This window comes from Brevibacterium sp. BDJS002 (genome assembly GCF_028201555.1).
GTDB lineage: Bacteria > Actinomycetota > Actinomycetes > Actinomycetales > Brevibacteriaceae > Brevibacterium > Brevibacterium aurantiacum.
In genome coordinates this window covers 3,764,058-3,786,091 of record NZ_CP116392.1, presented here as the reverse complement: position 1 = coordinate 3,786,091, position 22,034 = coordinate 3,764,058, and the positions used below count along the sequence as shown (strand labels likewise).

The following is a 22,034-nucleotide window of genomic DNA, read 5'->3' as shown; positions in this document are numbered from 1 at the left end:
ATGCTCGAAGACAACGAGCCCACGAGCAGTTGAGACTGGTGGAACTTCGGCAGCGAAGTCGAAGTGCCATCAGTGAAGGAAGGTCCCGCCATGAGTATCACCCAGAACGGAATCTCGACCCGCTCTGTGCATTCGGGGGCCAACCCCGAATCGCATACCGGTTCGGTTGTTGCCCCTATCTTCCAGACCTCGACCTTCATGATGGACACCCCGGGCCAGACCCGCGCCGGCTTCGACTACGCGCGCACCGGCACCCCGAACCGCAGCGACCTCGAAGACGTGCTGTGCGAACTGGAGAACGCCTCCTTCGCAGCGGCGGTGAACTCGGGGACTTCCGCCGAGGTCGCGGTCTTCTCGGCACTGCTGGGTCCCGGCGATGAGATCATCATCCCGCGCGACATCTACGGCGGCACGTACCGGCTGCTGAAGAATGAATACGAGCGCTGGGGCATCAGCATCCGCACCGTCGATCTCACCGACACCGAGGCGCTGGCGGCCGCGATCTCGGCCAAGACCGCGATCGTGTGGGTCGAGACTCCGAGCAATCCCGGGCTCGACATCGTCGACATCGCCGAGACTGCCAAGCTCGCCCACGCCGCAAACGCCATCCTGGCCGTCGACTCCACCTTCGCCACCCCGATTCTGCAGCGCCCCATCGAGCTCGGCGCCGATGTCGTCATCCACTCGACGACGAAGTTCATCAACGGCCACTCCGATGTCATCGGCGGTGCCGTTCTCGCCGGTGACGGTTCGACCTGTCCCCGTGCCGCCGAGGTTGTCGAACGTCTCGAGTCCTACCTCACATCCGTCGGGTTGGGTATTGCACCATTCGACGCGTGGCTGACCCGCCGCGGCATCAAGACGCTGCCGGTGCGTATGGCCAAGCACTGCGAGAACGCGCAGGCCGTGGCCGAATGGTTGGAGAGCCGCCCCGAGATCGACGAGGTGTACTACCCCGGGCTGTCATCTCATCCAGGTCATGAGGTCGCGAAGAAGCAGATGAGCGGCTTCGGGGGAGTGGTCTCATTCCGCACCGACACCGAGGCAAGAGCTCTGTCGCTGGTGAAGAGCACGAAGCTCATCACCCTGGCCGAATCGCTCGGTGGTGTTGAGTCACTGATTGACCATCCTGCGACCATGACCCACCTGGCCGTCGCAGACTGCGAACTCAGCGTCTCGCCGACATTCATCCGCCTGTCCCTGGGCATCGAAGACATCGCCGACATCCTCGCCGACCTCGAATCGGCGCTCGCCGCGGCGGCGCAGACTCCGGACGGCGTGAGCTCCGACGCGGAGGCACTGGGTGCGGAGGTTCCAATTGCGGACCCCTCACCGTCAACTCTTCAACACCCTGTAGCAACGGTATGAATTGATACTCGCAGTGCCACGCGCAGTGCCAGCGGTGGTGCGTGGAGCTGTGGGTGGGATTCACCGCTGGCGGTGCGTGGTGGGACGGTGCAAATCGCAGGTGGCGGTGCGTGGCGCGTGTGTGCGTGGTCACGGGGCGTGGGGAAAACCCGACGCGGGGTAGGTGGTCAACGTGCTGTTGGCAGCTTGTCGACTCCCGTAGCGTTATTGCTATGAGTGAGAACACCCCCACGAACCCACGCGAATCGGAGCCGCAGAGCGCCGATTCCCTGGAGTCCCAGACACCAGAAGAAGCACCAGAATCGGACAGGCCAATCGGCGCCGAGGCGATAGTCAACGCGCCCCCAACCGCAGAGACTCCCGCGGCTGCAAAGATCCCCGAGGCAGACGATTCCGCAGACGGCTCCGAGCCTTCGGGCAACGGCGCAGCCGACGAGTCCGCAGGCACGCCGTTGGCGACGGAGGCCGGACAGTTTCGGACGGCTCCGATGGAGTTGGAGGTTCCCTTCAGCCGCGGTGCCGCTCAGCAGTACACGCAGGCCTATCCCCAGACCCGCGTAATGAATGCGAACTTCCCGCAGGGGTTCTCGCAGCAAACACCCTCACAGCACCCCACTCAGGCGTACCCGCACCAGCACACCCACTCCTCTGGACCTGGCACTCTCCAGCAGCAGGGCGCTCTCCAGCAGCCCGGCTACCAGCCGCGCACCTACTCCGCCCAGCAGCAAAGCCCACAGCAGGGCCAACACCCCAATCAGCTCCCTGCGCCCGTGCCCGCTCCCAACGGCCAGATGCCGATGCAGCCGATGCAGCCACCTCGGCGGAAGAAGCCGAAGTCGGAGAACGTCACGTACGCACCTGCGACGGGGGCGATGCCGCTGACGCGTGAGGAAGGCACCGAGATTCCCGCCGACGGTCCGATCGAATGGCCGCAGAAGCGAGTCGGGATCGTCGGCGTCGCGAACCTCGTGCTCTCCGCCGTGATGGCTGTGGTCTGGGCCTGGATCCCGCTTGGCCTGCTGTTCACCGGCTTCGGCGGAATCTTCGCACTCGGCCTCGGTGTGCTCGCACTCGTCGCCTGGGTCGTCGTCCAACAGGGCGCGAACGTGTTCGAACGTTACCGGGCCGAACTGATCTATGGCGACCGGATCCCGGTCCCGAAGGTCGAACGCAGCACCCGAGAATCTGCCTTCGGCCGCTTCTTCCACAATCGATGGCTGCACGTGAAGTCGGGATCCTTCTGGCGCTCGACTGCCCACCACTACGTGAAGATGCTGCTCGGCGCGATCATCGTCGGCGGCACCATCGCCGGCATCTGCGGTGCAATCATCGGCATCTTCAGCGCCATCAATCCTGAGGGCATCACCGACTTCTTCTTCCGTGGAACCACCGGTGGGCTGGGGCGCACCGGCATCGCCATCGGCTCTCTCATCGTCCTCGCCAGCTCACTGGCGATCCTGTGGTTCGCCCCGTACCTCGACAGGGCACTCGACCGCAGCCTCCTGCCACCGGCACGCACCGCTGCCCTGCAGGCCGAGGTCACCGATCTCGACCGGGCCCGCATGGCCGGGATCGAAGCTGCGGGTGCGGAGCGACTGCGCATCGAACGCGACCTCCACGACGGAGCCCAGCCACGACTCGTCGCCCTGAGCATGACGCTGGGCATGGCGAAGTCGAAGATCGACAAAGATCCAGAGCGCGCCAAAGAGCTCGTCTCCGAAGCCCACGCCGAGGCGAAGGGCATCGTCAACGAACTCCGCCAACTGGCACGTGGAATCCACCCTGCTGTGCTCACAGACCGCGGCCTCGACGCGGCCGTCTCCGCATTGGCCGGACGCTCGACGATTCCCGTCGAGGTCGACGTTCGACTCGCCGGGCGCATCGATCGTGAGGCCGAAGCCGTGGCCTACTTCGTCGTCGCAGAGTGCCTGACGAACCTCGCCAAGCACTCGGGTGCGACACATGCTCGGGTCTTCATCGCCCCCATCGAGGCGGGAGTCCAGATCGTCGTCACCGACAACGGTCAGGGCGGAGCGCGCATCGACCGTTCGGGCCGTCACACCGGGATCGCCGGTTTGGTCGATCGCGTCGAAGCCGCTCGTGGGACACTGAACCTGACCAGCCCTGCAGGTGGGCCAACTACTGTCGTTGTGGAGGTGCCATGCGCATCGTAATTGCCGAAGACTCTGCCATCTTGCGAGCCGGACTCGAGAGGCTTCTGGTTGATGCCGGGCATGAAGTGATCGCCGCCGTCCCCGATGCCAACGAGCTCCTCGCCACAGTCCACAACACGCCGCCGGACCTCGCCATCATCGACGTGCGCATGCCGCCGACGTTCACCGACGAGGGCATCCGCGCCGCAGTCCTCATCCGCAAGCAGAACCCCGACGTCAAGGTGCTCGTGTTCAGCCAGTACGTGGAGGAGCAGTACGCATCCGAACTCATCGCTGAGAACACCGGTGGCTTCGGATACCTGCTCAAAGACCGAGTCGCCGATGTCGAGGACTTCCTCGCAGCCGTCGACGAGGTCGCCTCCGGCGGCACTGTCTTAGACCCCGAAGTCGTCTCGCAGATCCTCGTGCGCACACGCAAGAAGGATGGGCTGTCCACGCTGAGCCCGCGCGAACTCGAAGTCCTCCAGCTCATGGCCGAAGGCAAATCCAACGCCGCGATCGCCCGCACCCTCTACCTCAGCGCGGGAGCAGTTGAGAAGCACATCAGTTCGGTCTTCACCAAGTTCGGCCTCACCGCCGACACCTCTGACAACCGACGCATCCTCGCCGTCCTCACATTCCTCGGAGCATAGAATGCCTGCCACAGTCCACGTCAGCGAATCCACCCGCGCGAGCATGCGAGTGATCATCACGATCGCCGCGCTCGTCGTCCTCCTCGTCCCGATCGCCTTCAGCGTCGCGCACGGAGCCTCTCGTCTGAACTACGCGAAGCTCGATGTCACGAAGCCGCTGTCGACCTCGGTCACGGATCTGAAGTTCCTCCTCGACACCACCGCATCAGTGACCGTCAAGACCACCGAGACCGATGAACCGACCGTCCGGCTCACCGCTACCGGGCCCCGCGACGAAGCACCGACGCTGCAGGTGAGAGAGGCCGAGGACTCGTCGACGGTGTCCGTAGACGATCAGCGAAACCTTGAGAACGCCCAGATCGAAGTCACCCTTCCTGCGAAGATCTCGAAGGAGATGAAACTCGACTTCAACGGCGGCTACGGTGCCATCGAAGTCGTGGGTGACTACCAGGAGATCGTCGCGAAGACAGACGGCGGCGCAGTCGATGTCAGCGGCTCGGCCGAGCGTCTGCAGACATCGACCGACTACGGAATGACTGACCTGAGCGGGACCTTCGACACCATCGAATCCAAGACCGGTGTGGGCACACTCAACGGTTCCAATCTCAACGTTCGCGATCACGTCGACGCCGTGACCTCGACGGGAACGATCGATCTCGATTTCACCAACGACATGGTGCCGATGTCCGGCATCGTTGCCAAGGCCGACGAAGGCACGATCGACATCCGCCTGCCGCGCTTGGACCTGGCCCAGGAGAGGATGGCCGCCGAGGCCGCCGCTTCCAAGGATGACGATGGCAGTGCCGCTGACGCCAAGGATCTGTTCTACCGCATCAACGCGAACTCGAATGAGGGGAGCGTGGATCTGGCCAAGGACGTCAAAAAGTACGACGCTGCACGGTCCTCGAAGGATGCCGAGGGCAAAACGATCATCCCCGTCTCGGCGAGCACCGACATGGGTACGATCACCATCGAGCAGAACTAGACTGGTCCATACGGTGCCCGTCGGCGCAACCGCCGGCGGGCACCGCCATTCGGTCAGCGTTCCGCTGACCCTGTGACTCGACAGTCGCCGATCCACCGAATCCAGGGGATGAGACATGCAGATCACCGTCTATGGAGCCACCGGCACATTCGGCCGCAGACTCGTGGCACACCTGCGTGAACGTGAGCACTCGGTGATCGCGGCCCACCGCGGAATCGGGGTCGACACCTATGCCGGAGAAGGAGTCACCGAGGCGGCCGAAGGCAGCGATGTCCTCGTCGACTGCGTCAATCTCATGACGAACAACCGCCACAAGGCACTCGACTTCTTCTCCCGCAGCTCCCGGTCGATCGCCCTGGCCGCGGCAGAGAATCCGGGAGCAGCGATGGTGTGTCTGTCCATCGCCTTCAAGCCTGAGGTCGCGGCGTCCAAGCTGCTCGGCTACTACCAGGCCAAAGAACTGCAGGAACGGGTCTACCGCAGGCTGATCCCCGCCGACCAGCTCCTGATGTTCCGATCAGCCCAGTGGTTCGAACTTGTTGACACAATGACGTTCACCGCGGGTCCGGTGGCATTCGTGCCGAAGATGAGAGTGCAGGCCCTGGCCGCCGACGAGTCCGCTCGAATGATGGCCGAGGCCATCGATGCAGGAGAACGCGGAACCATCGAGGTCGCTGGCCCCGAGGTCAGCGACTTTCCGACGATCGCCGGCAGGATCGCGGCGGCCGACGCAGACTCGGCCGTGAGCGTCGGAGCAGGTCCGAGTGGCGGATCCCGTGCGAGGGGTATCCCGAAGATCGTCTCCGTTCCGATCCCAGGACCGATGTCCGGAAATGGCCTCATCCCCGATTCGCCGAGGCTCTCCGCCGTCACCGTCGCTGAATGGATCCGTTCCCGCTGAGGTGCAGGCATGACGTTGTAGTATCCAGTCGGGAGGAAATACATGGACTGGCTGGAATTCGGACTCGACGGCATCGATGCGGTGAGGATCGTCGTATCCTGCATTGCCTTCTACCTCGGCATCATTATTCTCGTCCGCGTATTCGGCCAACGGACCCTCGCGAGCCTCTCGAGTTTCGACCTTGCCGCCATCATCGCCTTGGGGGCGATCATCGGTCGTTCGATCCTTGGTGACACTCCGACTCTCATCGCCGGTCTCCTGGCCTTGGCCACCCTGCTGATCCTCCAGGCTCTCACCGGAAAGGCCCGGCGCTTCCACCGCATCGCAGGCATCGTCAACAGCCCCGCGATCGTCCTCATGGCCGGCAGTCAGCTGCTGATCGACAACCTCGCCAGAGCCCATGTCGACCCCGCCGAAGTGTATTCGAAGCTGCGCATGGCAGGCATCAGACAGCGCGCCGAGGTGGCCTGCGTGATCCTCGAGCCCACAGGTCAGATCAGTGTGACCAGGCGCGGCGCCCCGATCGATGAAGACCTGCTGCGCGGCGTCATCGGTGCGGAGAGAATCCCCCGCGAGAGCTGAGCCCCGCCGCCACACGGAGACTGAGATCTCTGCCGCTCAGCCATCGATTCTAAGGACGCGCTCAGGCATCGAGCCCGAGGATCCGGGCACCGTTGCGCCACAGCACCGAGCGCATCCATTCGTCGCCGAGGTCGAGTCCGGCCAGCCCCGAGATCTGATCCGCATAGGGGTAGGGAATGTTCGGGAAGTCCGAGCCGAGGATGATCTTGTCCTGCAGACCGGCCAAGCGTTCACGGTAAGCCGGGTCCACCTCGGCGGGGGAGGAGAAGAATCCTGACATGTACATCGTCGTGTCCAGGTGGACTCCGCTGTAATCCTCGGCGAGGCTGGCGAAGGCATCGTATTCGGGCATGCCCATGTGGGCGATGACGAACTTCAGGGACGGGTAGCGTTCGAGCACATTCGCCACGGCCTGTGGGCCGGTGTGGGCACCCGGCAGCGGTTCGGAGCCGGCGTGGATGACGATGGGCACCTGCGCCTCGGCGAGTGCCGCCCACGCCCGATCGAGCACCCGGTCATCGGGGGAGAAGCCACCCACCTGGATATGGACCTTGAACAGTCGGGCACCTGCTGCCAGAGCCTCGGGGACATAGTCGGCGGACTCCGGTTCGGCGTAGAGAGTCGCGCAGTGGATGACATCGTCATGGGCGGCGGCGAACTCGCGGTTCCACTCGTTGAGCCAGGCGGCCATGCCGGGTTTGTGCGGGTAGGTCAGTGCCGGGATGGCACGGACGCCCAGGTCACGGACGATGTTCAGGCGGGTTTCGGTGTCATAGCGGTAGTGGATCGGCCACGGATAGCCATAGCTGGCTTCGGCGGCGTCGAAGTAGGCCCATACTTTGTCGAGGACGTTCTGCGGCAGGAAGTGGATGTGGATATCGGCGAGGCCCGGGATGCCCAGCGCCTCGAGGTAGGCCGGGACGTCGGCATCGGTGCGTGGAGGTTCCGCCGCGGTCGCCTTGCTGTGATGAGTCGCGTCCTTGCGATTGGGGAGTGTGAAGTCGTCCATGCCCACCACCTTAGGCGGTGGACGCTGAGCGGGCCGAAACGGTGGACGCTGAGCGGGCCGAAACGGCGGGCAGCGGCTTGGCAGTATCGGTGCCTGCGAAGCGGACTCGTGTACGTCCAGCCCTCACTCATGACATGTACTTAGACTGCCCGTATGGAGTTCACCGATCCGTACGAGATCGACGTCCCACCCGGCACACGACACGTGGGTCAGGGGCCCTTCTGGATGCCCGGCGACACCGTGACCTGGTCGTTTCGACGCTTCGACTTCGACCGTGACCACGCCGAGGTGCGTCGGCCGATGCACGTCATCGAGGACGGTCCCACCGGTGCAGTGCTGTGGATGGCAGGAGGCACCGAAACGGTCGATACGAGAATCGTCGGGTGGGAGGATTCCAATCCCCACGATGTTCCGCTCAAGGAACGTTTCCGCCCGTCCGCCGAGGCGCCCCGACGGATCAAGGCGCCCGGCAGCTGGCGTGGGCTCGGGGTGCTCAAGATCGTCCCGCCGCGAGTCCCGTTCTCCGTGTGGGTGCTGCTCAAACCCGGGGGTGCAGGGACTGCTGCCGGAGACGATGCTGTCGGCGGCTCTGCTGCCGGAGACGATGCTGTCGGCGGCTCTGGTGCGATCCGCGCGGACTGGTACGTCAACCTCGAAACCACCCATCGCCGCACGGACGACACCCTGTATACGAGTGATCACATCCTCGACATCACATTCCCCGTCGACAGCATGCCCCTGCACACGAAGTCCGGGCACACGCGATCCGGGAACACGACATCGGGGCGTGCGATTCTCGACTCGAGCGGGGCGGTGTTCAAGGACGTAGACGAACTCGCCGCCGCGGCGAACTACGGAGCCTGGCCACGTGAATGGTCGAACATCATTCGACGCAATGGATCGGAACTGCTCGACCACCTCGGCGAGTTCACCTGGGCATTTGACCCGAAGTGGGAGAAAAAGGCGCGAGAACTGGCGGCAGAATCAGCAGTCTCGAAATCTTCGCAGAATCAGGAACATCAGCGGATCCGAAGTGGTTGCTACAACAAGGACTGGATCTAGGCTCTGCCGCTTCGGCCGCCAACGATTCAGCCCCACAGACATGCCGCGACCGTGCGCAGACAGCGCGCGGCGTCGATGAAAGGAAGCATCTCGATGACGACAAACCACAGGATTCGCCTGAATTCTCGTCCAGTCGGAGAGCCGAAGGCGGAGAACTACCTCCTCGACGAGGTCGACCTGGGTTCGCCGCAGGACGGTGAGGTTCTGCTCCGCACTCTGTATCTCTCACTCGATCCCTACATGCGCGGTCGGATGTCAGATGCGAAATCCTATGCGAAGCCGGTCGAGGTCGGCGACGTCATGGTCGGTGCCACGGTCTCCGAGGTCGTCGAGTCGAACTCGTCCGACTTCTCCACCGGCGACACCGTCCTCGGCTACGGCGGCTGGCAGGAGTACTCCATCGAGAAGGCCGCACACCTGCGCCGTCTCGATCCCGAAGTCGCCCCGGTCAGCACCGCTCTCGGCGTGCTGGGCATGCCGGGCTTCACCGCATACTCAGGACTCCTGGAGATCGGGCGCCCACAGGAAGGCGAGACCGTGGCCGTTGCTGCCGCCACTGGCCCCGTCGGCTCCGTCGTCGGTCAGATCGCGAAGATCAAGGGCGCGAAGGCTGTCGGCATCGCCGGTGGACCCGAGAAGGTCGCCCACCTGAACGAGCTCGGCTTCGACGTCGCGCTCGACCACCGGACCGGCAACCTCAAGAACGAACTCAAAGAATCAGTGCCGCAGGGCATCGACGTCTACTTCGAGAACGTCGGCGGAGACGTGTTCAAGGCCGTGCTGCCACGTCTGAACACCTACGCTCGCGTGCCCGTCTGCGGTCTCGTCGCCAACTACAACCTGACCGAGCTGCCCGAGGGCCCCGACCGTTCGGGTGCGCTCATGGGCAACATCCTCACGAGGTCACTCAACGTCCGCGGCTTCATCCAGAATGAGTTCGTCGAGAAGCACCACGAGAACTTCCTGTCCGACATGAGCGGCTGGGTCAAGGAAGGAAAGGTCCGCTACCGCGAGGACATTCGCCCGGGCCTGGACAAGACACCCGAGTACTTCAACGACCTGCTCGCAGGCCGCAACTTCGGCAAGATGGTCGTGGCAGTCGGCGCCGAGAGCTGAGGTAAGCTCCCTGCGTCGCAGCCTCCCAGCGGCGCTGTAGCGTCGCTGACGCCGCAGATCTCACGAACAGTCGGTAAGTCCTGGTCGAATTTCGTATTATTTTCGACTAGGACTTACCGACTGTTTCAGTTTCAGGCCATCTTTCACGCCCGAATGTCGCCGTTGGCTCAACCGGACATGACTGTGCGGCCAATTCGGGCCGCCGTCAACCGGCACACAGCAGTGCGTTCTGCGAATCGCCTCCGACGACGTGGACCGTGTCGGCCGTTACCCCGGCCAACGCCTCGGCGGCATCGATGGTGCGGGCATGGGCCTCGGCCACGGATTCGGGTGGACGGTTGATCGACTACTCCGGGGTGGGCCAACCGTACTCGGCGAGTGACAAAGGGATGTTCAGGCGTCGTGCTGTCGAATCAATGCCGGAGGAGGAGCTCCTGGCTGACTCCCACGCTCACGCGAATGCCGCGAACACCTCGGCGGGGTCGAGTCCCAGGCTCAGAGCCAAGGTCAGGACGATGCGGGCCTTGCGGGCGTCGAGGATCCCGGCCGGGATGAGTCCGGACTCGAGCAGCCCGATCTCACCGCCCGGATAGCCGTAGGTGTTCCTCAGGCTCGCACCCGAGCCCGGCCGCGATGCCAGGACGATGGGCATCGCCTCGCCGAGGCGGGCCACCGCTGGCAGCAGATGCTCGGGGACGTGGCCGCCGCCGACCCCGGAGATGACGGCACCGGCGAAACCGGACTCGATGAGCTGGGTCAGTGTCTCTTCGGGTTCGCCCATCCCCACCTCGGCGAGGGCGACCTTCGCAAGCGTCTCCGGGCGGGAAAGGCCCGCGAATGGGGACGCGTCCTCAGCCGTCGGCCTGTGGGGGAGGCGAACGGTGTCTTCGCTGATCCACCCGATCGCGCCGAGGACTGGGCCGGAGGAAAACGCCGCAGTCGAGGTCACGTGGGACTTGCGGACGAAACGCGGATCATGGATCTCGTCGTTGAAGACCAGGGTTGAGGGCAGTTCACTGCTCAGAGAGGAAAGCGCGGTCAGAGCGGCGGCGCGCACGTTCGCAGGGCCGTCGGCGCCGGGCAGTGTCGGATTGCGCATGGCCCCGGTGGCCGCGATGTGAGTGGCCGAGTCATTGAGCAGCCAGAGGGCGAAGGCGCTCTCCTCGAGAGTGTCGGTACCCTGCGTGAGAACGATGCCGTCGGCCTCGGTGGTGCGCGCGAGTTCGCGGACGTCGAAGAGCATGTCGAGGGTGACATTGGCGCTCGAGACCTGCGACACCTGTGTGAAGTCGGCCTGCAGGTCCGGCCAGATCTGGTCGAGGCCGGCGGCCGCGGCGATCTCCGCTCCGCTCAGGGCCGGGGCGACACCTCCGGATTGGTTCGAGGTCGAGGCGATGGTGCCGCCGAGGGCAGCGACGAGGAGATGAGGAGCGTTCTCTGACATGGGCACGAGTCTATCGGGCAGTTTCGGTGCTCAGCCCCTGATGCCGACGTTCTGTGTCATGGCTCTTTGCTAGTCTCCAAACATGGATCCCGACACCGTGCTCACGCTCGCTCATGACCAGGCGATCCAGTACCCGTCTGTGGAGATCGAGCATCCCTTCGGACCCGAATACACCGTGTACAAGGTGCGCGGGAGGATGTTCCTGATGGCCTTCGATCTGCGGGGTGTGCCGAGCATGAATCTCAAGATCGATCCGCTGCACGGAGAGGTGCTCTGTGATGCCTATGAGGAGATCACTCCCGGATATCACATGAGCAAGAAGCACTGGATCACTGTGGCCGGAGCCGGCTCGGCCGAAGACGGATCCGGGAACATCCTTGATCCCGACCTTCTGCATGATCTCGTCCTTGAGTCCTACTGTCTCGTCGTCGCGAAGCTGCCGAAGAAGGACCGACCCGTCGACCCGAAGACCTTCGGCGGAAGGGACGAGACATGAGTCGGTAGACGCTCCATCCCTCAGGAGACGCTCCACCCGTTAGGAAGCTTCGACGAGTGCTGGTTCCGCGCGCTGCTCGGCGGCAATGGCATCGGCCTCTTTGCTCTGCTGAGCTCGTTTCCGTCGGTTGCCGGTGACCCAGGCACCGAGAGTGACGGAAGCCCAGCCGATGACCATGCCGGCGATGTCATCGAGGATGTAGTGCCAGCCGAAGTAGAGCGTGGCGATCACTGTGGCGCCGAAGAATATCCACGTCACTGTCTGCCACAGCGGCTTCTGCTTGGTTCGCATCATGAATAGGGCCGCTGCGAACGTCACGGAGACGTGCAGAGAGGCGAACGCGGCCACACCCTGGATCTGCCCGCTGCCGACCGGGTCGACAAGGACGTCGAGCCGAGTTTCGATGAGTGACTGCTGCAGCTCGGTGACCCCGGTGTCGGCCAAGCCGCGGTAGAGCTCGGGTCGGGCAAATGCAGGCCCAAGAGCGGGCAGGATGTAGTAGCTGACCGTGCCCAGCACCCAATTGAGACACAGCGTCGTGGCATACCAGGCGCCGATCGCGAGGTTGCGACTGAGAATGAGCACAGCGCCGAGGCTGATGGGGATGAGCGGAAGATAGGCGAGATAGACGACGGAGAGCACTTCTGCCATGAACCCGGTGCCGAAGAGATCGTGCAGGAACACAGCGGGGTTGATTCCCCCGCTGAACCACAGATCGGTATGCGAAAGCTCGTGATCGTAGAGGACTCCTTCGCGGTAGGTCGGAAGGTCACTCTTGAGGTTTCTGTAGCTGAGATAGCAGATGTAGAAACTCATCATGCCAGCGGTGATGCACAGGATCCGACGGAGGCTCCATTCGTTTCTCACGACTTCGCGCATCCCGTTGGACAGATGCTTCCAGCCGCTCGTTCGCACGGCGTCCACGACGATACCAACGCCGAAGAACACCAGAGCCAGCAGCGGCATCCGGATATAGGCGGGTCCGAGGAAGCCGTCCGGGTCCCTGAGTGGCCGCCCGAGATAGATCGAAGAAGCAAGGGCGACCAATGCGACAGCTATGGAGAGCAGCATGGCAAAGGTGTAGGGCCATCGTCGTATCCGAGTCATCGGCACACGATATAACGATTTGATATCGGAATGGCGAATCCAGTGGCGAGTGTCACGAGCTGAACAAAACATGAATATCGGGCCAATTATCGACTGTCTGCAAGCCGCCCGAAAGCGACCTGTGCGCTGCCCGAATATGAGCCGTGCGCCGTGCGAGAGGCATGCGAGCTGGCCCGTGCACCTGAAATTGGCAACGGACCCCACCGGCGCAGACAATAGGGGACATGTCCGCCCTCAGCTCCGCACTCGCCTACCGGCGACTGCTCGATACGAATGCCACTCTGCGCATGCTGCGGGCAGACCATCTCCCGGTCATGGCGGCGACGCTGGGAACACACCTGGGTAAGCCCGGCACCCGAATCTCCACCGAAGACCTGCACGAGTCCATCGACTCCGATCTCGAGGAGCTGCGCGACCACTTCGATCTGTCCACGCGGACAGCGAAGGCCTACTGTGACGATTGGCGCCGGGCGGAGATCCTCGTGCGCCGCCCGGCCACCTCGGCGAGGGGCGAGACCTACGAACTCTCCGCGGCGGGATTCGACGCCATCCGCATGCTCGAACAGCTGCGCACCCCGCCGCAGACCGCGACCGAATCACGGCTGGTCAGCCTCGCCCAATCGGTGCGGCAGCTGGCCATCGACACCGACCCGGACAGCTCCCGCCGACTGGAATCCCTACGAGCCGAACGCGACCGCATCGATGCTGAGATCGCCCGCGTTCGCCGCGGTGACCCACGCTCGATCGTCCTCGACCGGCGCCGGGCGAATGAGCGAGTCAGCGACATCCTCCAACAGGCGCAGGGCCTGCCCGCCGACTTCGCTCGCGTTCGGGCCCGCTTCGAAGAACTCAACCAGGAACTGCGGATCTCGATCCTTGCCGCCGAGGACTCCCAGTCCCAGGTACTGAACGAGGTCTTCCGCGGCGTCGACCTCATCGAATCCTCCGACGAGGGCAGAACGTTCTCCGCCTTCTCCCAACTCGTCCGCGATCCCGAACAGGCCTCGGCCTTCGACGAGGACATCGCAGCGATCCTCGATCGTGACTTCTCGGCCACGCTGACAGCCGAGACCCGCCGGTCACTTCGCACTCTGATGCGGCAGATGAAGGACGGCTCGCGCGAAGTCTCCGACATCCTGTCCGAGTTCGCCCGCGGTCTGCGCCGCTACGTCCACTCCCACGAATTCCAACGCGACCGCGTCATGCGCACCCTGATCCAGGATGCCCTGGCCGCGGCGGCCCCGGTCTCACAGGTGCGCAGACCCTACGACAACCTAGGCGTGGATCTCGAGCTCTCAAGCGTGGCATTGGGCAGCGTCGGTGAGGTCGTCCTCCACGATCCCACCGAATTCGATGCCGGTGCCGAACTGGGCGAGGCGACCGAGACCGAGGTCGACTTCGCCGAACTCATCGCCGTCGCCCGGGAATCGGAGATCGACTTCTCCGAACTCTCCGACAACGTCAATCAGGCCATCCACGGAGCCCAGCAGATCTCCGTCGCCGAGGTGCTCGACCAGTTCCCAGCCTCACAGGGCCTGGCGAGCGTCGTCGGTCTCTTGTCCCTGGCCAGCACCTACGGACATGTCGATTCCGAAGCCCGGGATCGACTCGAATGGGCCGGGGTCGACGGGATTCGACGCAGCGCCACGATCCGCCGCCATTACTTCACCGAAGGCATCACACTATGAACGATTCCGCAGACACACCTACCGAGGCCGAGGAGTCCGCGCACAACTCGAGTGGGCTGTGGTTCCAGGACACCGGGACCTTGGGTGAGCGCACTCGCCGGGTTCTGCTCGAACTGCTCAAGGGTCCCTATGTCTCCGGCGCACAGAGCCCGCAGCTGTGGTCGGCGCTGGTCGCCGACGAGTCCATTGTGCGCTCACGGCTGCACGACCTGTTCTTGGATCTCGTCATCGACAAGATCGACGAATTCGCCTTCACTCGCAAGGTCGTCACCGAGGAGATCGATGTGCCCGCGGCTGTGCGCAGCGAACGGCTGACCTTCCTCGATACCGCCATGCTTCTCGTCCTACGGCAGCTCCTGCTGGCCGCCCCCGGCGAGCAGCGCGTGATCGTCGATCGCGAGGAGGTCTACGAACGCCTCGCGATCTATCGCACAGGCGACGAATCGACGTTCCAGCGCAATCTCAACGGTGCATGGAGTCGCATGAGCAACCGCCTGCGCGTCCTCCACAAGGCAGGTGAGGAGCGTTTCGAAATCTCACCGATGGTGAAGTTCCTCATCGACGAGGACCAGGTGCACGAGCTCATCGACGTCTACGAGCGCATCGCTTCTGGAGAGGCCAAGGGCTCCATCGCCGAGGCGGGACTCAGTTCCGATGACACCGACGACACCGACGATCGCGATTCCGACGACACCGAGGAGGACGAAGCATGACCGAGGCCCTCTTCCCACTCGATGCCGCACTCATCGCGGACCAGGCCCGTGCCCGTGGAGCCGACCGTCCCGATGTCGGCAGCCAGTGGCGGCTGTCGGAGATCCAGATCGCGAACTGGGGCACCTTCGACGCTGACATCCACCGCATCCCCGTCTCCCACAAGGGCCACCTCATCACCGGGCCCTCAGGCTCAGGCAAGTCCTCGCTGCTCGACGGCATCGCCGCCGTACTCACCCCCGACAAGTGGCTGCGCTTCAACGTCGCGGCCCAGACTGCGGGCAGCCGGGTCGATCAGCGCAGTCTCGTCAGCTATGTCCGCGGCGCGTGGACCCGCACCGCGGACTCCGATGAGGACCGTGTCGTCAGCAAGTACCTGCGGCCACGCGCCACGTGGAGCGGCATTATCCTCCGCTATGACAATGGCACCGACCGTCCGCTGTCTCTGGCCAGGCTCTTCTTCATCAAGGGCTCGGGCACGAAGATGACCGACCTGTCCGACGTCTGCATCCTCGAACGGGCCGGCCTCGACCTCGCCGACCTGCAGCAGTACGCCCGCACCGGCCTTGAGACGAGGAAGCTCAAGACCGAGCATCCCGAAGCCCTCATCACCTCGAACGGGTCCCACGCCAGGTTCTACGCCCGGATGCGCAAGGTCTTCGGCATGGCCAGCGAATCGGCGCTGCAGCTGCTGCACAAGACCCAATCGGCCAAGAGCCTCGACAGTCTCGACCGCCTCTTCCGCGACCACATGCTCGAACCCCCGGTCACCTTCGACCTGGCAGAGACCGCGGTCAACCAGTTCGGGGACCTCAAAGACGCCCACGACCACGTCGTCGAACTCCGCCGCCAACGCGACCACCTCCTGCAGCTGCGCGAGGCCTCGAACCGTTACGACTCCGCCCATGAGTCAGCGGCGAAGTCGATCGCCCTCAACGATGCCCTGCTGCCGTTCCAGAAGCGGCGCGAACTCGACCTCATGCGCTCAGACCTCTCAGCCCAGCGGCGGGAACTCGTCGAAATCGAGGTCGCCGCCGACCGGGCCAAGAAGGACTACGACGCTGCCGTCGACGAATACGACCTCGCCCGCCGAGCCACCCTTGACCTCGGCGGTTCGGAGGCCGAGCACCTGCAGCAGCGCATCGACACGGCCGAGACCGAACGCCGGGCCATTGCCGACCGTTGGGCCAGTCTTGAGCGACAGCTGAAGCGGGCAGACATCGATCAGGTGCCCACCTCGGCGGCGGAATTCGCCGAACTCCAGGCCCAGATCGCCGCCGCCCTCGATGATGAGACTAACGCCGCGGGCCCCAGCCATGCCGACCACGACCGCTTCTCGAAGGCCCGAGCACGAGTCAGGGAATTGGAAGCCGAGATCGACTCCCTGCGTCGTTCCGGCTCGACAGTGCCGGGCAACCTGCTCCAAATCCGACAGGAACTGGCCGAAGGAACCGGACTGAGTGAGAAGGCGCTGCCCTTCGCCGCCGAACTCATCGAAGTCGACCCCGACCACGCAGCCTGGACCGGGGCGATCGAACGCGTGCTGCGCCCGTTGGCTCTCACGGTCCTCGTGCGCAGCGAGAACCTCGGTGCGGTCCGGTCTTGGGTCGACTCCCACCGGATCAAGGGACGACTCGTCTTCGAAGAGATCCCCGCCCAAGCCCCCAAGCCCAGACCCGTCAACAGTGCGAAGTCCCTGGTCAACAAGGTCACTGTGGCCGAAACCGGATTCGGGGACTGGGTGCATTCCACCCTGTCCGAACGCTACGACTTCGCCTGCGTCGACAGCCCAGACGAGCTCGATGACCATCCTCGGGCCGTCACCATCAAGGGACAGATCAAGACTTCCCGGACACGCTATGAGAAGGATGACCGGCGTCGCATCGACGATCGCAGCCAGTGGGTGCTCGGTGACCGGGAGAGCAAACTCGAAGCTCTCATCGCCGCACTGAAAGAAGCCCAAGCGGAACTGGCCGAGGCTCAGGCCATCGTCGACGCCGCAAATGCAGAGACCGCACAGGCCCACCGCCGGAAGGGCATCCTCGCCGGAATCCGTGAACAGTCCTGGCGCGATGTGGACCTGGCCGGAGCCAAGGAGACGATCGCGGCCCTGGAGAAGGCGCTGCGCGAACTCGAGGACGCAGACGGCGACCTGCAGCAGGCGATCGGCGCCGAACGCGAAGCCCGCGCGGCGAAGGAGACTGCCGAGACTGCGACCCGCGACAGCGACTACGCCCTGCGCCGAGCGAACGAAGAGATCACCGGTCTGCGGGCCGGCCTCAGCCGACTCGAGGACGACGTCAATGCCGGACGCATCCCCGAAGTGGATCCGACGATCGCCGAACAGCTCGAGGCCCGGTTCACACGTATCCAGCGAAGCATCAAACGCGAAGCTCTGCCCGAGATCGGTCAGCAGGTCTCCCAGGCTCTGCAGTCGGAGAAGGACAAGGCACAGGCCATGGCGAGCGAGGCCGGTCAGGCCGTGACCAGACTGGCAGCTGAATTCAAGGCCGCGTGGTCCTCGGTCGCCTCGGACCTCACCGCCGATGTCGCCGATCGACACGACTACCTGGCGATGCTCGACGAAATCCTGGCCCACGGTCTGCCCGATCATGAGAACAGATTCCGGGACCTGCTGCGACAGCGTTCCCGCGACCTCATCGGCGAACTCCTCAACGAGATCCACGCCGCCCCACGTGAGATCGAGGACCGGGTCGCACCGATCAACTCCTCCCTCCTGCGCTCCCAGTTCGACGAGGGTCGCTACCTGCGGCTGAAAGTCAAGACCCGTCGCAGCCAGACCGTCAACGCCTTCATCTCCGACCTCCGCAAGGTCGCCGGCGGCACCTGGGGCGATGAGGACATGGAGACCGCGGAGGATAAGTACGACACTCTCGCCGAGGTGATGCGCCGGTTCGCCTCAAGCGAGCACGTCGACAAGGTGTGGAAGAACCAGTGCCTCGACACGCGTCTGCACGTGTCCTTCTTGGCCGAGGAGATCGACGACCACGGTCGCGCCCATGCCACCTACGATTCGGGTGCGGCGATGTCCGGTGGTCAGCAGCAGAAGCTCGTGATCTTCTGCCTCGCAGCGGCACTGCGCTACCAGCTGGCTGATCCCGACGAGGCGATCTCGAAGTACGGCACGATCATCCTCGATGAGGCCTTCGACAAGGCCGACACCAGGTACACGCGCATGGCACTCAACATCTTCATCGAGTTCGGATTCCACATGGTCCTGGCCACCCCACAGAAGCTGCTGCAGACCATCGAACCCTATGTCGGTGCGGCGACCTCGATCGAGAACCCGAGCCGCCAGAAGACCCTGGCCTCGACCATCGTCTGGGCCGAGGAGAGCGCTGATGAGAGCTGATCCGGGGAGGCGTCGATGACGATGCTCACCGTCGCCGAGGCGCGGGCGAAGGCCCGTACCCGCCTGAACAAGTCGATGTCGACCTGGGCCACCCAGCCCGGCCCTGTGGTCCTCGAGATCGCCCTGCACCCGCCGACGGAGAAGCAAGTGCTCGACGATCAGCGAGCAGCGATGGAATGGGCCGCTAGCTGGCGGACGATTGCCGCTCCTGCTCCCGCTTCTGCTCTCGCTCCGGATACCGACACCGCGATGCCGAAAATCTCCGACAATCCGGTCATCGACTGGACCGAACGCTCCTGGGCACGGGTCGGTCGGCAACAGGTCCCGCTGCGATTGCGGCTTGGAACTCCGGAGACTGTGGCGAACTTCGTCGGCGGTGAGGAGGCACGACAGTGGCGTCGGCTGCGGGACCGGACCGCGACGATCAGATCACGGTTCTGCGATAAGCGCCCGGCCACCTCGGCGAATGTCGAGTATGTCGCGGCGAGCGTGGATCCTCTCGCCTCGGCGATCAAAGCACACGCGAAACGGATCCTCGGGTTGGGCCCGGCCGAGTTCACCACTCTGCTCGACGTCGTCGAATGGCTGCGCGATCACCCCGTGGGGACCCTGCGGCCACGCCAGGTGCCTATCCGCGGGGTCGACTCGAAATGGTTTGAGACACACAGGTCCCTGGTCACAGCATTGCTGGAGGCAACTGGGCGATCCGAAGCCGTCGACGTCCTTGATGCCGAACCCCGGATTCGGATGCGCATCCTCGACCCGGAACTCATACCGTCGGGGCTGAGCGACATTACCGCGCCAGTGACCCAACTGAGCCAGCTGGCAATTGCGCCACGGCTCGTATTCGTGTTCGAGAATCTCGAATCTGTGCTCGCGATGCCCGATTGGGACGATGCTGTGGCTGTCCACGGCTCGGGTTACGCGGTGGACAATGTTGCCCGCCTGGCCCGGACGCACAGGGCGCGAGTCATCTACTGGGGTGACCTCGACTCGCACGGCTTCGCAATTCTCTCGCGGCTGCGCAAGCACCTGCCGCACGTGGACTCGACGCTCATGGACGAAGCCACCCTCATCGACCACAGAGACCTGTGGGTGCAGGAGCCGAAACCCCACACAGGAGTGTTCCCGGAACTGACTGGGACCGAATCGCGGGCACTCGCCCGACTGCGCGCCGAGGGCGATGTGCGACTCGAACAGGAACGCATTCCGTGGGCCACCGCGCTCGCCGCACTGACAGCGAAAGCCACCTCGGCGGGGGAGTCTGCACCGATGACAGGGGAACAGGGGTGACCGACCGGCCACGCGGAGGTCTGGCCGCACTGTGCATCGCTGAGCTGTGCAGCTGGGGTCTGCTCTACTACTCCCTTCCGGTGGCGGTGACTCCGATCGCGGCCGACATGGGGTGGAGCCACACCACTGTGACCGCGGCACTGACCGTCGGGCTCATCGTCTCCGCGCTCGCCGGCGTCCGCGTCGGTAAGTTGCTCGACGCCCACGGGCCCAGGACGCTCATGAGCATAGGCACCCTCATCGGCATTGTGGCGCTGCTGCTCGTGGCGGTGGCACCGAACCTCGTCGTCTTCTTCGCAGCGTGGGTGTTGGCAGGATTTGCCCAGGCCGCCACCCTCTATCCGCCGGCCTTTGCTGTCGTCACCCGCTGGTACGGGGCCGAGCGAACCAAGCCGCTGACAACGATCACTCTCGTCGGCGGTCTCGCCTCAACGGTGTTCGCCCCGATCATCGCCTGGCTCATCGACGCCTGGGGTTGGCGACCGACGTATGTCATCCTTGCCGGCATCCTGGCCGTGACGGCTCTGCCGATGCACTGGTTCTTCCACAACCGTGGCTGGACCGATGAGATGTCGCAGAATTCGACGGTGCCATCACGCGCGCAGCTCCGCAGCATAACGCGGTCCCCGAAGTTCGTCATCCTCCAGATCGCCGTCGCGCTGGCGACCTTCACTCTCTTCGCAGTCACGATCAACATCATCCCACTCATCATCGAGCGTGGAGCCGGATACTCGCTCGCCGCGATCGCCCTGGGACTCGTCGGCTTCGGGCAGGTAGCCGGACGATTCTTCTACCCGACGTTTCAGAGGCGCACGAGCTCACGGGCGCGAACCGTGCTGCTGCTCGGCGCCGGAGCGATCGGACTGTGGCTGCTCGCCTTCGTGCCCGGACCCGTCTGGCTGCTCATCGGCATTGCGATGATCGCCGGTGGTGTCCGTGGCTGCATCACGCTGCTGCAGGCGACTGCCGTGGCCGATCGGTGGGGGACCGCAAACTTCGGGGCAATCAACGGCGTCTTCGTCGCTCCCATCACCGCCGGCACTGCGCTGGCACCGGTGGCGGGACCGGCGCTAGCCGGAGTCGTCGGCGGTTATCCGATGATGGCGATCGTCATGGCCGCGTTGCTGACTGGGGCGGCGGTGCTGTCAGCCAAAACATGATTCGGACCAAGGTGTAAGAGCCGGCGACTCGGACATGAGTACGTAAAGAAACGTGTAAAGAATTCGGCGATTTCTTTACACGTTCCACTGATGTGACAAATAGGTTGTCACATTTTCGCCTACGATGCGTTGCTTCTATGGTCGGTTGATTCCTTTAAGTGCGGCCAGCCGCTAATCTGTTTGCGTGCCTGATGCATTGTTCTCAGATCCGCGGCTTGCTCGAGTCTATGATCCGCTTGACCCGGATCGAGGTGACCTCGACACATATGTCGACGTAGTCAGAGGATTCGGAGCCAGAGTCGTTCTTGACGTTGGCTGCGGGACCGGGACCTTGATCTCCCGTCTTGTCGATCTTGGAATTTCCGTCCTGGGTATCGATCCCGCTGCCGCATCTATTGACGTCGCTCTGTCAAAGGTAGATTCCGACTTGGCTGAGTTCGTCGTGGCCGAGGCTCCTGACATCGCTGATGACCCAACTCGGCATAGAAACTTCGACTTAGCAACAATGACAGCGAATGTTGCACAGGTATTTCTCGAAGACGAGGACTGGCTTGCCACACTTCGAGCAATTCGCACTTGCCTTCGTCCAGGAGGACACCTGGTTTTCGAGACCAGGCGACCTTCCGATCGTGCCTGGAAACGCTGGGACAAAGAATTGACCTGGCGAGTTGTTGACGTCGACGGCGAGGGGCCTGTCGAAACCTGGGAGCAGGTCACCAAAGTCGATGATGAGTACGTCACCTTTGACTCACCGACGATCTTCCGCAGCGATGGCGAGCGAATCAATTCCACATCGACTCTGCGATTCAGAACTAAAGACGCGTTGCAGCGCACGCTATTGCAAACCGGGTTTGCCGACGTCGAAGTGCGTGACCTCCCCTATGCTCCAGGGCGAGGTTGGCTGTTCGTGGCTTCCGCTTGAACTGAACTGAG

The 22,034-nt window shown here is 63.9% G+C and carries 18 protein-coding genes; 15 read left to right on the top strand and 3 right to left on the bottom strand.

The annotated features are described in order from the left end of the window. Window positions 1-90: 90 nt before the first annotated feature. The 6 genes from PGC08_RS17525 to PGC08_RS17500 all read left to right on the top strand — a co-directional run bounded on the left by PGC08_RS17525 (window position 91) and on the right by PGC08_RS17500 (window position 6,642). Window positions 91-1,368, top strand: a complete 1,278-nt coding sequence (locus tag PGC08_RS17525; RefSeq protein WP_271709010.1) for a trans-sulfuration enzyme family protein — start codon at window positions 91-93, stop codon at window positions 1,366-1,368. A 212-nt stretch (window positions 1,369-1,580) separates the two neighbouring features. After that, complete coding sequence (locus PGC08_RS17520) at window positions 1,581-3,542, top strand: sensor histidine kinase (RefSeq protein WP_271709009.1); 1,962 nt, start codon at window positions 1,581-1,583, stop codon at window positions 3,540-3,542. Then, on the top strand, window positions 3,530-4,174 hold the full coding sequence (locus PGC08_RS17515) for a response regulator transcription factor (RefSeq protein WP_009881760.1): 645 nt from the start codon (window positions 3,530-3,532) through the stop codon (window positions 4,172-4,174). Before PGC08_RS17520 ends, PGC08_RS17515 begins: the two co-directional genes overlap by 13 nt. Window position 4,175: 1 nt before the next feature. After that, a complete protein-coding gene (locus PGC08_RS17510) occupies window positions 4,176-5,159 on the top strand; it encodes a hypothetical protein (protein ID WP_271709008.1) in 984 nt (327 codons plus the stop codon). Between the two features lie 115 nt (window positions 5,160-5,274). Next, window positions 5,275-6,060 carry an SDR family oxidoreductase gene (locus PGC08_RS17505; protein ID WP_193086631.1) on the top strand — a complete coding sequence of 262 codons (786 nt, stop codon included), beginning with the start codon at window positions 5,275-5,277 and terminating at the stop codon, window positions 6,058-6,060. Between the two features lie 42 nt (window positions 6,061-6,102). After that, the gene (locus PGC08_RS17500; protein ID WP_009881756.1) at window positions 6,103-6,642 is read left to right on the top strand and encodes a YetF domain-containing protein; all 540 of its coding nucleotides are present in this window, start codon (window positions 6,103-6,105) and stop codon (window positions 6,640-6,642) included. Between the two features lie 61 nt (window positions 6,643-6,703). On the opposite strand, the gene PGC08_RS17495 is transcribed toward PGC08_RS17500, so the two are convergent. Next, window positions 6,704-7,651 carry an amidohydrolase family protein gene (locus PGC08_RS17495; protein ID WP_271709007.1) on the bottom strand — a complete coding sequence of 316 codons (948 nt, stop codon included), beginning with the start codon at window positions 7,649-7,651 and terminating at the stop codon, window positions 6,704-6,706. A 153-nt stretch (window positions 7,652-7,804) separates the two neighbouring features. Between PGC08_RS17495 and PGC08_RS17490 the strand changes: the two genes are divergently transcribed. Continuing rightward, complete coding sequence (locus PGC08_RS17490; protein ID WP_271709006.1) at window positions 7,805-8,713, top strand: DUF402 domain-containing protein; 909 nt, start codon at window positions 7,805-7,807, stop codon at window positions 8,711-8,713. A gap of 93 nt (window positions 8,714-8,806) precedes the next feature. Further along, window positions 8,807-9,829, top strand: a complete 1,023-nt coding sequence (locus PGC08_RS17485; RefSeq protein WP_009881753.1) for an NADP-dependent oxidoreductase — start codon at window positions 8,807-8,809, stop codon at window positions 9,827-9,829. A gap of 451 nt (window positions 9,830-10,280) precedes the next feature. On the opposite strand, the gene PGC08_RS17480 is transcribed toward PGC08_RS17485, so the two are convergent. After that, entirely contained in the window at window positions 10,281-11,273 is a 993-nt protein-coding gene (locus tag PGC08_RS17480) for an asparaginase (protein ID WP_069601001.1), read from the bottom strand. A gap of 82 nt (window positions 11,274-11,355) precedes the next feature. Here PGC08_RS17480 and PGC08_RS17475 point away from each other — a divergent pair, with 82 nt between their 5' ends. Continuing rightward, complete coding sequence (locus tag PGC08_RS17475; protein ID WP_101556591.1) at window positions 11,356-11,769, top strand: MmcQ/YjbR family DNA-binding protein; 414 nt, start codon at window positions 11,356-11,358, stop codon at window positions 11,767-11,769. A 39-nt stretch (window positions 11,770-11,808) separates the two neighbouring features. Here the strand turns inward: PGC08_RS17475 and PGC08_RS17470 are convergent, their stop codons facing one another. Continuing rightward, window positions 11,809-12,840 carry a phosphatase PAP2 family protein gene (locus PGC08_RS17470; protein WP_271709005.1) on the bottom strand — a complete coding sequence of 344 codons (1,032 nt, stop codon included), beginning with the start codon at window positions 12,838-12,840 and terminating at the stop codon, window positions 11,809-11,811. Between the two features lie 260 nt (window positions 12,841-13,100). On the opposite strand from PGC08_RS17470, the gene PGC08_RS17465 reads away from it, so the two are divergent. The 6 genes from PGC08_RS17465 (at window position 13,101) to PGC08_RS17440 (ending at window position 22,023) form a co-directional block, all read left to right on the top strand. Next, complete coding sequence (locus PGC08_RS17465; protein WP_069600998.1) at window positions 13,101-14,564, top strand: DUF3375 domain-containing protein; 1,464 nt, start codon at window positions 13,101-13,103, stop codon at window positions 14,562-14,564. After that, on the top strand, window positions 14,561-15,277 hold the full coding sequence (locus tag PGC08_RS17460; protein ID WP_009881748.1) for a DUF4194 domain-containing protein: 717 nt from the start codon (window positions 14,561-14,563) through the stop codon (window positions 15,275-15,277). Before PGC08_RS17465 ends, PGC08_RS17460 begins: the two co-directional genes overlap by 4 nt. After that, a complete protein-coding gene (locus PGC08_RS17455) occupies window positions 15,274-18,648 on the top strand; it encodes an ATP-binding protein (RefSeq protein ID WP_271709004.1) in 3,375 nt (1,124 codons plus the stop codon). The genes PGC08_RS17460 and PGC08_RS17455 overlap by 4 nt, the downstream gene beginning before the upstream one ends. Before the next feature lie 15 nt (window positions 18,649-18,663). Continuing rightward, window positions 18,664-19,941 (top strand): Wadjet anti-phage system protein JetD domain-containing protein, encoded by a 1,278-nt coding sequence (locus PGC08_RS17450; protein ID WP_271709003.1) that lies wholly within the window; start codon window positions 18,664-18,666, stop codon window positions 19,939-19,941. Next, the gene (locus PGC08_RS17445; protein WP_271709002.1) at window positions 19,938-21,101 is read left to right on the top strand and encodes an MFS transporter; all 1,164 of its coding nucleotides are present in this window, start codon (window positions 19,938-19,940) and stop codon (window positions 21,099-21,101) included. Before PGC08_RS17450 ends, PGC08_RS17445 begins: the two co-directional genes overlap by 4 nt. 184 nt (window positions 21,102-21,285) lie before the next feature. Then, the gene (locus PGC08_RS17440) at window positions 21,286-22,023 is read left to right on the top strand and encodes a class I SAM-dependent methyltransferase (RefSeq protein ID WP_029416575.1); all 738 of its coding nucleotides are present in this window, start codon (window positions 21,286-21,288) and stop codon (window positions 22,021-22,023) included. Window positions 22,024-22,034 lie beyond the last annotated feature (11 nt).